Here is a 13,066-nt window from a genome sequence, read left to right on the forward strand (position 1 = left end):
TTTTCAGAAGATTAGGAATCGTTTACTCGCCGCGACGATAGATTTGGATTTATTTTTCGGAAAGCGAAGAATGTTGCCTAAAACTACTGGTAGGAGCTTCGGAGGGAAATTAGGGTGGTGAATACTGTTTTGTACGATCGAACACTCGAGTTACCTAATAAACTTGACATCATATCGTGTCCATAACCTCAAGAAATTCGATAACACCGGAGAAGACATGGAGGATTTAATCTCCATCGGCACGATCGGCCTGATTAAAGCCATCGAGAGCTACCGCCCGAACAAAGGGACGAAACTGGCTACATTTGCGGCTCGTTGTATTGAAAATGAAATCCTAATGCACCTTAGATCCTTGAAGAAAACGCGTAAAGACGTATCTCTCCACGATCCAATTGGGACAGATAAAGAAGGTAATGAAATTACACTTATCGATATCCTCGGCTCTGAGGCTGATGATGTCATTAAAGAAGTCGATTTGAAGATCGAGAAGAGCAAGATATATCGTAATCTTGATATTTTGGATGATCGGGAAAAGGAAGTTGTCGTGGGGCGGTTTGGATTGGATACAGGTGGTGAGGAACGAACGCAGCGGGAGATTGCGAAGGAGCTGGGGATTTCGCGGAGTTATGTGTCGCGGATTGAGAAGCGAGCGCTCATGAAGCTGTATCATGAGTTTTATAAGGCGAAGCGATAAGTTCAAAATAGTGTAATTTTACTTATATCGGTAGAAGCTTGATGTTTTGAAAGCAACTTTTCTACGGGAAAGTTGCTTTTTCATTATCATATTAGGAAAGTACTTATATAGTACATAAGAACAAGAGGTTTAATAACTTTCTAGCTATTAGAGGAGTGCTACAATGAGATACAAAGAAATTTATGACCTCCATGTTCAACTGTTTCATGTATATGAAAATAATGAGAAATACCAAGGTCCATATCAGAAGCAACTTAATTATTTAAGAGACAGTTTTTTATAGCTGAAGATATAGTTCAACGCATATTTGTTTTAAACCAGTTAATAAAAAATCATTAGAAAAGTAGAGAACTAATGATAAAGTGGTGTTCAGAAGAATATTTTAAGTGAGACTTAATATTAAGCTAAATTAAAGACCAATGAATAGATTTAGGAAAAGAAACGGAGTGTAACTTGCATGGACAATTCGAAAATCAGACATATGATGGATAGACCCTATATTAAAGAAGTCATTCGTGAACTTAATCTTCTCGGGTATGAGGAAGCTAAGGCTAAACAGATATTGATCAAATACTATAGACCTTTACGATTTTGCCAGGGAGATTGATTTAATTAATAAAGCTGTTAACCAAAAATATGACCCTTCTGACCCTAATCAAATCTTCATAGGAGATTTAAATAGTCGTCAAAATCATATTATTAAAGATAAATAAAGAGAAGGTAGACATATATATAGGCAAGTGCAAAGACAACTATCTATTGAAGCCGCTCTTGAGATTAGTTTATTCTAGCACGATCAGAGTTGCTGATTGTGTTTTCCATCAAAGAAATAGGCCAAGCAGTATTCATCGATAAGACAGGTTAAAGGTTAAGATACGTTGACGCATAGAACTTAAAATCCTGCGGTACGTGAGTACCGTACGGGTTCGACCCCCATCCTCGGTATCCTAGATGTATAAGGGTTTTTCCCGAAAAACCTTGGTTTTTAAAACAGCCTTGGAGAGAACTTATTATCGAGTTCTCTCCTGCAGTTCGCTCCTTTTTCCGAAGGAGAGAACGAGGAGAAGATCGCATGACTCTCATGTTGAGAGGAGTGTGATCTTTCTTTGTGTTATAAATAAGTCTTCTTTCTAATAAATTTAAGGAACGTAATACTTCAAATAATGAGTTTTCTTCTTCGGAAATTGAAGTTAGTGTTGTAAATCCATTAATTCTTGTGAGAGCTTTTTCATTAAAACCGTTGAGAGACCTGAAGCGAATCCTTTCCTGATCATAGCTTTTAAATATTTTACTGCTTTTATGAGCAAGGCAAGACTTAATATAGCTACTAAATCCTTTTTCGACAGAAAAAATAACTCTCTGTTAGTCTCAAATACCATATTGACCACCTCCTTTATACTTAAATGGATAATAAAAGTAACAAATTCTACTATTTGTTATGAAATGTATTAAACTTTCACATATTGAAATAATTAATTTTGTGATTGGAGTCTCGCATGTACAGCTCAGGCGTGTGTATAAAGCGCATAAAATTAACATAATTACGCTACAAGAAAACAAATTGCAATAATAATAGGTCTAAAAGAAAGTTGGAGAAATAATAAGATGAATTTGTATACTTTTAAAAAGACCAAAAAGTTTCATTAAACAATTAAAAAATATTGAAAGAATTAGGTGTGTATGATAAAGTTGGCTCGTGGGTGTTATATACGAACGAATAGTATGTGACGCTCATAAAGAATTCGAGGTTTATGGAGGAGGAACTTATGAAACCACAATTTCGTTATTTGGATAAACCTGCCCTAGAGCCAGTACCTGGTTGTTCATGGGCTGACAAAATGGTCTTGAATCCTGCGATCGTAAAAGATCCGGATTCGGATACGATTCATATGCTCTTCCGTGCGACAGGCCCGTGGCCACAGAAGAGAAGGGAGGGTTGCCATGATCCTTACCCCATTTTTTTAGGGTATGCCAAAAGCGATGATTTGGGCAAAACATGGGATGCGGATTTCTCAAGACCCGCTCTGGCACCAAATCTTGGCTACGAGGAGGAAGAACTTTACATTACAGATATTCACGGGAATAGGGTTAGGAATTATGCCAACGGCTGCATTGAGGATCCGCGTATTTTCCCGGTAGAAGGAGAACTTTATGTAACGGTTGCCTGCCGGGCATTTCCGCCGGGGCCTTACTGGCTAAGCGACCAAGATCCGCCGGTAGAAACGCGGTTTGAGTATGTGCCGGAGTGGATCTTGCAGGCTAGCAATGAGGACCCGTTTGTCAAAACAGCACGTTCCAATGATACCGTAACCGTGCTTTACAGGCTTGACTTGGAACAGCTAAAAAACGGAAACTATGAAGAGGCTTTTCATTATATCGGTCCACTTACAGAAGGTCATGTCAGTGATAATCGGGATGTATTTTTGTTTCCTGAAAAAATGAAGATTGGCGATAAACATCAGTATTTAATGCTTCACAGGCCTATGAATGTTTTGCCGTTCCCGGAAGGAGAACGTATAAAGAAGCCGTCTATTTACTTAGCGGCGGCGGAAGCCATATCGGATTTTGCTTCGCCTAAGGCAGAGCACCGGTTGCTCGCATCTCCGGTTTTTGATTGGGAGGAGAACCGTGTGGGAGCAAGCTGGCCGCCTATTAAGGTTGGAGGCAGAGAATGGCTGGTTCCTTATCATGCGAAGAAAAACGTGGAATTCGGGTACACGCAATCTTTTATGATTATTAAAGAGCAAGACAACGACTATCCCGTTCTGATACACCGCTGTCCCGACAGGCTTATGTATGCGGAAAGAGAATGGGAAATGCCTTCCGATTATCCGACGCCGTGTCTCTTTACCACCGGGGGAGTGGTACTGAACGGCGAACTGATTATGTCTTATGGTGCTGCAGACCAAAAAGTAGGGATCTCCTGGGTTAACCTGGAGGAGCTGGTAAACCATATCCGCCAGTATGATCAGGAGGGCAAACTGCTTCAGCGAGATACCATCCAGATTTAAGATTAGGCGATAAGCGCCCTTGAAATGAACCGGTACATGCATTTTGCTACCGGCCATTCAAGGGTATTTGTGTTGAAAAAAGTTTAAAGACACAGTATGCTTAAGAAAATAACTCGTAAGGAGCATGAGAATTGAAGAAAGTTACCTTACAGATGATTGCTGAGCAGGTCGGAGTGTCTAAAGCTCTTGTGTCCAAAGCACTCTCCAATGATCCTGCGGTCAATAATAGTACCCGCGAGGAAATATGGAGAATGGCTCAGGATATGGGATACCGTTTTGACAAGCTGCGCAAATCATCTCAATTCACCAAGACCGGAAACATCGCTGTGCTAATGCCTGAGGCTTATCTGGATGATATAGAATACTGGGGGAAAATCATCCGCGGGATCGACAAGGAGCTCTCTGCCTACGATTTTAGTATGATCCTCTCCGGAATTAATATTTCGCTTGAGCCGGAAGAGGGACTACCTTCTAGTATAAGTGAGTCAAAGGCCGATGGTGCGCTGCTGCTAGGGCATATTCCTGAGTCGTACATGAAAGCACTGGATGCAATAGAGTTGCCGTTTGTGCTGGTGGACTCGAATGTGCCAAGTGCGGAGCATGACCATATCCTCGCGAATAATTACATTGGGGCCTATAGTGCCACCAAAAAGCTGATTGAATGCGGGCACCATAGGCTTGCTTTTGTCGGCGATATTGAGACGGCGTGGAGCTTTAAGGAGCGGGACCGGGGATTCGAAGAGGCGGTTAACGATCATAATGCGGCCGGTGGGGACCAGGCCAGTATAACCTGGGTGCGGGGTGTCGGCGTAAGTGGCAGGGGGAATTACACGAATTCAGAATTTATGGACAAGCTGCGTTTGTCCATAACGGAACAACAGGTTACCGGCTTCTTCTGTGCCAATGACATGCTGGCCATTGAGTTGCTGCGATATCTGATGGAATGGGGATACCGTTGTCCGGAGGATTTTTCTGTCATTGGATTTGACGATTTATCGCTAGCGGAATTTATGATCCCCAAGCTGACAACGATCCAGGTGCCTAAAGAACAAATGGGCTCAAGAGCAGTTAAGACTATTTTTGAACGGATCAAGCACCCTGGAACTGTGGCGGAACAAATCTTGCTGGCAACAAAGCTGATCGAACGTTCTACAGTTAAAATTCTTGATAGGACCGATTTAGCCGGAGAATAGCTTTTTATATAGAAAAAGAAAAGAAGCATCTCTTCCAAAATAGAGATGCTTCTTTTTGTGGTACGCCCAGCATGGGCGTCATCTCTAGGGTTAAAGTCCCGAGTGGTGGCTGCCAAACGCCTGCTGTTAGCTAAGGACAAGGGTGTCCGCAATGAGAAGGAATCTGAAGGAAGCTTACGGAAGGGCTGAACCGAAAGGAGAGAGAAAACTGACGTGTTCTTATGAAGAGTAAGGACAGCAAAATATCCCGCAAGAGAGCTTGCTGCTAAGAGAACCTGTGGAGCCGCCGGGTATGCCGAAGTGCCGAGTTCTTCGGCGGCACAAGTCGCCCCTTCCTTTCGCAAGCCAGAGAAAATCTTGCTGGAGAGTATGCTCAAAGGAGATAACCTTCGACTCGCGTACAAGCAAGTGATGCAGAACGGAGAGTACCTGGAGTAGGTAATGTAATGGAACGGTAGCAAATATCCATGCTTACTTGAGAACACACTGGGAACCGGTAGCAGTTGCTTATGGACCTGCACCAGTCAAACAGGTGGAAATCCCCAAACCCGGAGGTGGCTTTTGGCTGCTGGTCTTCCCTGTTATAGACCGTTTCTCCAGCAGTTTCTTCTACAAGTTTTGAATCCGGTCTGTGAAGCCAATTCTCGTGTCATAGCTACGGCTTTCGCCGGGGAAAAGTGCACATGATGCAGTGAAACAAGCTCAAAGATTTATCAAGGGCATTAGATGGGTCGTAGACCTCAATCTTGAGAAATTCTTTGATCGGGATATTTTTATGGCAAGAGTGGTGCGGAAATTAAGGTGTTATTTGTGTTCCGGGACATCTCCCATTGGTCTCGCCGAGAGTTGGCCTTCGTGAAGCAGGCACATTCGCATCCTTCTCCGAGTCCGTTTGGTCTTGCGTTTGCAGGTGTTTCTTAGCTGACGCCAGATGGAAATAGCTAATTCAGTCCATCACATATCGGTTTAGTCGGCGAATTCGTTCTTCCAAGGATATGGACGACATTCGATTTGTCAGTTCATGAATTCTTTCCTTGAATCGTGAGATGTTTTTCAGGGCTAATTGAATAGTTGCCTGTTTCTGGCTTGTAGAAGAAAAGCAAAAACTGAAAGTAAACCGGGAGAAAAGTACGGTCGTAGGATCCTGGGACCAGATGTTCTTAGGATTCAGTTTTCTGATCCTACTTCTTTTTGGGAAGAGAAAGGGATGAAGAGTTTACTTTCACAATACTTGGAGGTTTGTTAACCTTTTGGAACCGCCGCAGGCAGACCCACATGTACGGTTGGTTTGAGAGGGAAGGGGCTTGCCGCTCCCTCCTACTCGATAATTAATTAAACATAATAGTTTAGTTTAATGAAACAAATAAAATAGTTGAAGAAAAATTATGATTATGATAAAGTTTTAAAAAGCAGACGAAATCAGAATGTATAGGAGGTTATATTTTATTAATATTTTTCGAATAAATTTTTAAATAGTTGAAAAGTAATTTTTACTGTAAGCGATATCTAAAATGAACCAGGGGGATTGGACATGCGCTTTTGGATATTGAACAACGAGAAGGACGGTGCGGCGGATGGGAAGCTCTTATAACAGACAACGAATTCTTATATTACTCACATTTCTTTTTATACCGCTGGGGCTGCTGGGGCTCTTTACTTATTATCCAGCAGTAAGACTGCTGTATCTCAGCTTCACGGATTGGGACGGAATCAGTAAGACGGTAAATTTTTTGGGACTCGACAACTATAAGGAGGTATTTACCAATCCGGATTTGTTTGGTGTATTTATTCATCAGATCCCTTATGTACTTGGCGGGGTGCTTCAAAATATCGTTGCGATTCTGTTTGCAGTGATTCTGAATTCGCGAATCAAAGGACGCAATCTGTTCCGTGTTCTGCTGTTTGTTCCTTATATTATGAACGGTGTCGCGGTCGCCTTCATGTTCCAGTACGTATTCGATACGAACAACGGCTCGCTGAATGCGCTGCTCGGAATGGTTGGCTTGTCTTCGCTTCAGCACAGCTGGCTGGGAGATACCTCTCTTGTTAATTTCTCACTCGCATCGGTCAGCTTCTGGAGATATATGGGTTACACGATGATCATTTACCTGGGCGCCTTGCAGTCGATCCCCGGTGATATGTATGAAGCCGCTACCATCGATGGCGCGAACCGTTTTCAGTCCCTGTGGTATCTGACGCTTCCGAGCTTAACCCAGGTAATCCAGCTGAATATGTTCCTTACCCTGAGCGGGGCGCTAGCGGTCTTCGACCTGCCGTTTGTACTCACAAAAGGTGGACCTGTCGGCTCCAGTGAGACCTTCCTGCTGAAAACGACGGAGACGGCCTTTACTTTCAATAACTATGGCCTGGCTTCCGCCATGAGCATAGTGCTGCTTATTCTGACGGTGGTCATCCTGCTGGTACAGAATGTCGTGCTGAAACGTAAGGGGGATAGCAGATGATGACAAATAAAAAAAACGATCCTGTGCAGTGGCTCAAATACGTGCTGCTTGGCATCGCCAGCCTGATTGTATTGTTCCCGCCGTATGTTGTTGTGCTGAACGCATTCAAGGGGCCGGATGAGAGCTCCAGCCCGTTCGCTCTGCCGGCCAGTTTTCTAAACTTCGAAAATTTCCGAATTGTGATCGACAAGGCAAATATTCTGCAGGCGTTCGGCAACACATTCCTGGTCATTGCTGTCTCTCTGGTAGGGAATATCGTGTTTGGCACGATGGTTTCTTATGCGCTGGCCCGTATTGCTTTTAAAGGAAAAGGACTTATTCTCGGTTTGTTCCTATTTGCCAGCATTATTCCGACGATTACGACACAGGTGGTTATCTTCTCACTGATTCAATCGCTAGGTGTGTTTAACACGCTGTTTGCACCGATTTTGCTGTTTGTCGGAGCGGACGTGCTGCAGATCACGATCTACCTGCAGTTTATCCGCAATATTCCGGAGGAGCTAGATGAGAGTGCGATGATTGACGGGGCGAGCCTGTTTCGTATCTATCGCTCGATTATTTTTCCGCTGCTCAGTCCGGCAACCGTAACGCTGGTTATCCTGAAGACGATTAATATTTATAACGAGTTGTATATTCCTTTCCTTTATATGCCTAAGCAGAAGTTGGTAATGGTCTCGACTTCGATCATGCGGTTTGCCAGCAACAATCAGGCCCAGTGGAGCTATATATGTGCCACGATTCTGATTATTATGGTGCCGACAGTGCTGCTGTATCTGTTCCTGCAGCGCTACATTTTTGCGGGTGTAACCAATGGGGCTGTTAAGGGATAAAGAAGGAAGAGCAGGTGGAGAATGGTGAATAATCAACGTTTATCGGGACAAGTCCGGCTGGAGTTAAGGCGTATTCTGTCCTACTGGAGCAGTAAAACAGTGGACGAACAACATGGGGGTTTTTACGGAGCGCTCGACGGACATTCCCGGGTTATAGAAAGCGCACCCAAGGGGCTTGTGCTAAATGCGAGGCTGTTATGGACCTTCTCTAGGGCATACAGGCATGACGGAGATGGAGAGTGGCTGCGTTTGGCCGAACGGGCGCTGGATGTGCTTGAGGAGCAATTTTTGGACCGGCAACATGGCGGTTATTATTGGACGCTGGACAGTACAGGGCGGCCGTTGCATAACAAAAAGCAGATTTACGGACAGGCCTTTGTCCTGTACGCCTTGTCTGAGTATATGCTTGCAACCGGGAAACGGGAGCTACTGCCGCGCCTTCAGTATATTATCGATCTTGTGGAGCGTAGCTATGACCCGATTTATAACGGATATTATGAGGCGTACACCCGGGAGTGGCAGCTGGAGCAGGATTTGCGCCTCGGCAGCCATGATCTCAACGAGAAGAAATCAATGAATACCCATCTGCATATTCTTGAGGCTTACACCAATGCTTACCGTGTCTGGCCGGCGGATATTCTCCGGCTGCGGCTGCGCAATCTGATCCTGCTGATCGTGGAGCGGATAGTCGATCCGGTGACCGGGCATTTTCAGCTGTTTTTTGATGAGGATTGGACGCTGAAGTCGGACCGTGTTTCTTGTGGTCATGATATTGAAGGAAGCTGGCTGCTGTATGAGGCAGCTCAGGTGCTGGGCGACCCGGAAATTGTAGAGAGAATCAGGCCTGTTGTACTGACAATGGCAGATGTTGTGCTGGCAGAAGGCATTGATCAGGACGGAGGTTTGTGGAATGAGGCTGCTCCGGAAGGCATCATCGACAGGGACAAGGACTGGTGGCCGCAGGCGGAGGCCGTTGTAGGCTTTATTAATGCCTGGCAGCTTACCGGCGAATCCAAGTATTATGCTGCTGCGGAAGCAAGCTGGAATTTCATAGAGAACTTTATGCTCGATCAGGAGCATGGTGAATGGTTTTGGAAAGTGAATGAGGCTGGTGTGCCTTATCACGAGCCGAAAGTAAATGAATGGAAATGCCCGTATCACAACGGAAGAGCATGCTTTGAAATATTGGAACGACTGGAAGGGGAAGAAGAATAGTGAAGAATTCTAATTTTCAGGAACGGTATGAGCAGGTAAAAGCGCGCTATGAAGAGGTTATCGGGCGGAAAAATAAGCCACTTTTCTCGGAGAACGGCATTTACGAACGTTATGAGTATCCCGTGCTGACGAATCGCCATATTCCGCTGTCATGGAGATATGATCTGGATCCGCAAACTAACCCGTATTTCATGGAACGTCTGGGTGTAAACTGCGTGTTTAACCCGGGTGCCATTCAGCTAAACGGGAAGTTCTATCTTGTTGCCCGGGTCGAGGGCGCGGACCGGAAATCATTTTTTGCCATAGCTGAAAGCGAGAATGGTGTGGACGGTTTTACCTTTTGGGATTACCCGATTGTGCTGCCGGAAACGGAGGATCCAGATGTCAATGTCTATGATATGCGGCTGGTTAAACATGAAGACGGACATATTTACGGGCTGTTCTGCACAGAACGCAAAGACCCCACTGCTCCGGCAGGCGATCTATCGAGTGCGGTTGCACAGTGCGGTATTGTGCGCACAACAGATTTGAAGACCTGGGAGCGACTGCCTGATCTGCAGACCAAGTCGGCACAGCAGCGCAATGTTGTGCTGCATCCTGAATTCGTAGACGACAGATATGCCTTCTATACCCGTCCGCAGGACGGATTCATTGACACCGGGTCCGGTGGGGGGATCGGCTGGGGATTGTCAGAATCGATGAATCCGGCAGTTGTGGGTGACGAGATTATTATTGACGAGCGGGCTTATCACACCATTAAGGAAGTGAAGAATGGCCAGGGCCCAGCACCGATCAAAACTCCAGATGGCTGGCTGCATGTCGCCCATGGCGTGCGAAACACGGCTGCCGGACTACGTTATGTCCTCTATGTCTTTATGACGGATCTGGACAAGCCATGGGTTCAAACCTACCGCCCCGGCGGGCATCTGCTTGCTCCTGATGGGGAGGAACGTATTGGGGATGTGTCCAATGTTGTTTTCAGCAACGGCATGATCGCTACAGAGAGCGGGGAACTGTTCCTCTATTACGCTTCTTCGGATACCCGTTGCCATGTTGCGGCTACCGCTGTCGACAGACTGGTGGATTACGTCAAAAATACGCCGGAAGACGCGATGCGTTCTTATGCCTCTGTGCAGCAGCGCTCGGCGCTGATTGGACGCAATCTGGGTTAGCGGTCATTGGTACGATGGCCGGAACTTCTGAATAAGGGGTTCCGGCTGTTTTTTTTATATATCAACATTTATTCGAAACAAATTTACAACAAATTAATAATTGTTAAATAATATGGGCAGGAGATGAGTATCATCCGAACTATGTAAGAAAAAGGCTAGATGGAACCGGATATGAACTCTGCAAACTGGGAGCGGTCCAGTTCAAGAAAGATGTAGCCAGCGGAATATTCGCAATGTATATGATTGGGAACGGGGCCATCTCACAGCTAGCTTCTAGGGGAACAATCTCTGACCATGTAGGCTTTTTCCCGCTTCCGTAAGACAACTCCAGCACGTTTAATGGAACAATAGTGCATGATATTGGGCTTTTGGGTCAACAAGCACAGCGAACACTTGGATACAGCCGAAGCGTTTGTGAAATGGATGCTTGAAGCTTCCGGATTTAACAAATTCGCAGGCTTCATCCCGGTCATCAAGAATAAAGTACCAATGCAATGAAGTAAACCGCTATATAGGAAGAGAAATATTTAAAAACTGCGGAGGATTGACCTTAATGCTAATCTGTCGCAGTTATATTCACGGCTGTAAGAGCTGCTTAACTATCTAGAGATAAGGAATGAGACGCGATGGGAGAACAGGATTTTGTCAAAAGGAAGGGAAGCAGGCTTTTTGTTGGAGAGGAGCCATACCGCTTTGCCGGCCCGAATATTTATTGGCTGGGTCTAGACGAGAATGTAGGCGGAATTGACTGGCCCACCCCGTTCCGGGTCATCAATGCCCTGGATACAGCAGTTATGATGGGGGCCAATGTCCTCAGATCGCACACGCTCGCCGTATCTGCAGGTCACCCGAAGTCACTGATGCCGCGGCTGCGGGAATTGAACGAAGAGGCCTTTGAGAAGGTTGATTTTGCGCTTAACGAGATTGCTAAGCGTGGCCTGCGGGTAATTATCCCGTTTGTCTGCAACTGGAGATATTATCACGGCGGTAAGTCCACCTTTACCGGCTGGCGCGGCCTGGAAGATGAAAACGATTTTTACACGGATGCTGAGGTGATCGCGGATTTCAAATGGTATATCGAACAGGTTCTGAACCGGACTAACACGATCAGCGGTGTGAAGTACAAGGATGATCCGTCCATTATGGCCTGGGAGCTGGGGAATGAGTTGAATCATGCACCTGCCGCCTGGGTGAAGGACATCTGCAACTATATCAAAGGCATTGACCAGAACCACCTGGTAAGTCATGGAAAGCAGTTTGAGGTTGATACAGACAAGCTGGATATTGCACAGCTGGATATTATGGATGTGCATTACTATCCAGCAGATGCCAAGGAGCTGTTAGTAGATGTCAAAGTGGTGAGCGAAGCGGACAAAGTATATATTGCGGGTGAATACGGCTGGTCCTACGGTGAACTTCATGATTTTGTGAAGGAAGCGGAGCAGAATGAAGACGTATCGGGGACATGCTTCTGGTCGTTGTTCAGTCATGATGATCACGGAGGATATGTCCAGCATTATGACGGATTTTCCGTACACTACCCGGGCAATGGCCTAAATCAGGACCATCTGAACCGTATTCAAGCGCTGCGCGGCCATGCGTACCGGACTAGAGGAGAGGCGATTCCAGAGGAGAAAATCACAGACGCACCGCTCCTGTTGAGTGCGGCCGAAGGCAGGATTTCTTTCAGGGGGATAGCCGGCGGGGCATTTTATACCCTGGAAAAATCAATAGAAGGCCCGGAAGGGCCATGGACAACCCTGATTGAGAAAAGACCGTCCTATTATGACGGAGGCTGGAAGGATCCGCTGAGGGTCAAGACGCTTAAAGCCTATTACCGCATGAAGGCAATAAGTACAAACGGCGGGGAAGGGCCATATTCGGATACGGTGGAGTCTGAAGCTTTTTAAAACTACGTCTGCCCAATTACCGAACAAATTCGTTTTTCAAGCTGGCTTAAATAAAGATGGGGATCTCGACGAAAGAGAAGGCAGTTTGTGCCTTCTAGCAGCCGGGCTACCCATCTTTTACGTTCGGAGGTAAACTCATACTTTACACGGCTGAGCCATACGCAGATCGCCCAGTCCGCCATGGGGCTTGTGGACCAATGGTCTGGCTGCAGCTACATCTCCAATATAACGGGACTTTACAAGCAGTTTTTCAAGCTCATGCAGATTTGGGCGACGATACAGCTTATTACTTCTCCGGCTTTGGGCCGGAAATGGTCTTAATCAATGTGGGACGAACAATAAAACGTTTAATGCGAAAAGTAGAAAATGTTCACTTATGAAAATTTAGAATATAAAAAAGGATCAAGTCCAGTTAAAGACGGTTCCTTTTGGTTGTTTAAATAACGGGCATGCAAAAAATAATTAATTGGAATATAGGGTGTTCTCGTAAATAAAGCATCTAAAGGACTAAGTGGAATTGTTTGTCTCGTTCAATTTACTTTTACTTAAGAAGGAAAAATAACCTTAATTCCGGACTCA

14 protein-coding genes are annotated in these 13,066 nt (G+C 45.4%); 13 read left to right on the plus strand and 1 reads right to left on the minus strand.

Annotation, left to right across the window (positions count from 1 at the left end):
• Positions 1 to 121: 121 nt before the first annotated feature.
• Complete coding sequence (gene sigK / locus NST74_RS07155) at positions 122 to 694, plus strand: RNA polymerase sporulation sigma factor SigK (protein ID WP_445668176.1); 573 nt, start codon at positions 122 to 124, stop codon at positions 692 to 694.
• A gap of 457 nt (positions 695 to 1,151) precedes the next feature.
• A complete protein-coding gene (locus NST74_RS07160; protein ID WP_341111160.1) occupies positions 1,152 to 1,301 on the plus strand; it encodes a hypothetical protein in 150 nt (49 codons plus the stop codon).
• A gap of 583 nt (positions 1,302 to 1,884) precedes the next feature.
• Here the strand turns inward: NST74_RS07160 and NST74_RS07165 are convergent.
• Positions 1,885 to 2,073: a hypothetical protein gene (locus NST74_RS07165; protein ID WP_341111161.1), complete on the minus strand. Its 189-nt coding sequence runs from the start codon at positions 2,071 to 2,073 to the stop codon at positions 1,885 to 1,887.
• 387 nt (positions 2,074 to 2,460) lie between these two features.
• Here NST74_RS07165 and NST74_RS07170 point away from each other — a divergent pair, with 387 nt between their 5' ends.
• The 11 genes from NST74_RS07170 to NST74_RS07220 all read left to right on the plus strand — a co-directional run bounded on the left by NST74_RS07170 (position 2,461) and on the right by NST74_RS07220 (position 12,808).
• The gene (locus tag NST74_RS07170) at positions 2,461 to 3,705 is read left to right on the plus strand and encodes a glycoside hydrolase family 130 protein (RefSeq protein ID WP_341111162.1); all 1,245 of its coding nucleotides are present in this window, start codon (positions 2,461 to 2,463) and stop codon (positions 3,703 to 3,705) included.
• A 131-nt stretch (positions 3,706 to 3,836) separates the two neighbouring features.
• Positions 3,837 to 4,898 carry a LacI family DNA-binding transcriptional regulator gene (locus NST74_RS07175; protein ID WP_341111163.1) on the plus strand — a complete coding sequence of 354 codons (1,062 nt, stop codon included), beginning with the start codon at positions 3,837 to 3,839 and terminating at the stop codon, positions 4,896 to 4,898.
• A 45-nt stretch (positions 4,899 to 4,943) separates the two neighbouring features.
• The gene (locus NST74_RS07180) at positions 4,944 to 5,087 is read left to right on the plus strand and encodes a hypothetical protein (protein WP_341111165.1); all 144 of its coding nucleotides are present in this window, start codon (positions 4,944 to 4,946) and stop codon (positions 5,085 to 5,087) included.
• Between the two features lie 286 nt (positions 5,088 to 5,373).
• The gene (locus NST74_RS07185) at positions 5,374 to 5,520 is read left to right on the plus strand and encodes a hypothetical protein (RefSeq protein WP_341111166.1); all 147 of its coding nucleotides are present in this window, start codon (positions 5,374 to 5,376) and stop codon (positions 5,518 to 5,520) included.
• 952 nt (positions 5,521 to 6,472) lie between these two features.
• The gene (locus NST74_RS07190; protein WP_341111167.1) at positions 6,473 to 7,360 is read left to right on the plus strand and encodes a carbohydrate ABC transporter permease; all 888 of its coding nucleotides are present in this window, start codon (positions 6,473 to 6,475) and stop codon (positions 7,358 to 7,360) included.
• The gene (locus tag NST74_RS07195) at positions 7,360 to 8,190 is read left to right on the plus strand and encodes a carbohydrate ABC transporter permease (protein WP_341115845.1); all 831 of its coding nucleotides are present in this window, start codon (positions 7,360 to 7,362) and stop codon (positions 8,188 to 8,190) included. The genes NST74_RS07190 and NST74_RS07195 overlap by 1 nt, the downstream gene beginning before the upstream one ends.
• Before the next feature lie 21 nt (positions 8,191 to 8,211).
• The gene (locus NST74_RS07200; RefSeq protein ID WP_341111168.1) at positions 8,212 to 9,405 is read left to right on the plus strand and encodes an AGE family epimerase/isomerase; all 1,194 of its coding nucleotides are present in this window, start codon (positions 8,212 to 8,214) and stop codon (positions 9,403 to 9,405) included.
• Positions 9,405 to 10,577 carry a glycoside hydrolase family 130 protein gene (locus NST74_RS07205; protein ID WP_341111169.1) on the plus strand — a complete coding sequence of 391 codons (1,173 nt, stop codon included), beginning with the start codon at positions 9,405 to 9,407 and terminating at the stop codon, positions 10,575 to 10,577. Before NST74_RS07200 ends, NST74_RS07205 begins: the two co-directional genes overlap by 1 nt.
• A gap of 354 nt (positions 10,578 to 10,931) precedes the next feature.
• The gene (locus NST74_RS07210) at positions 10,932 to 11,075 is read left to right on the plus strand and encodes a hypothetical protein (RefSeq protein ID WP_341111170.1); all 144 of its coding nucleotides are present in this window, start codon (positions 10,932 to 10,934) and stop codon (positions 11,073 to 11,075) included.
• A gap of 128 nt (positions 11,076 to 11,203) precedes the next feature.
• A complete protein-coding gene (locus NST74_RS07215; RefSeq protein WP_341111171.1) occupies positions 11,204 to 12,487 on the plus strand; it encodes a cellulase family glycosylhydrolase in 1,284 nt (427 codons plus the stop codon).
• An 87-nt stretch (positions 12,488 to 12,574) separates the two neighbouring features.
• A complete protein-coding gene (locus NST74_RS07220) occupies positions 12,575 to 12,808 on the plus strand; it encodes a hypothetical protein (RefSeq protein WP_341111172.1) in 234 nt (77 codons plus the stop codon).
• The last annotated feature ends 258 nt before the right edge of the window (positions 12,809 to 13,066 follow it).

Source organism: Paenibacillus sp. FSL F4-0125 (genome assembly GCF_038008565.1).
Taxonomy (GTDB): Bacteria; Bacillota; Bacilli; order Paenibacillales; family Paenibacillaceae; genus Paenibacillus_AQ.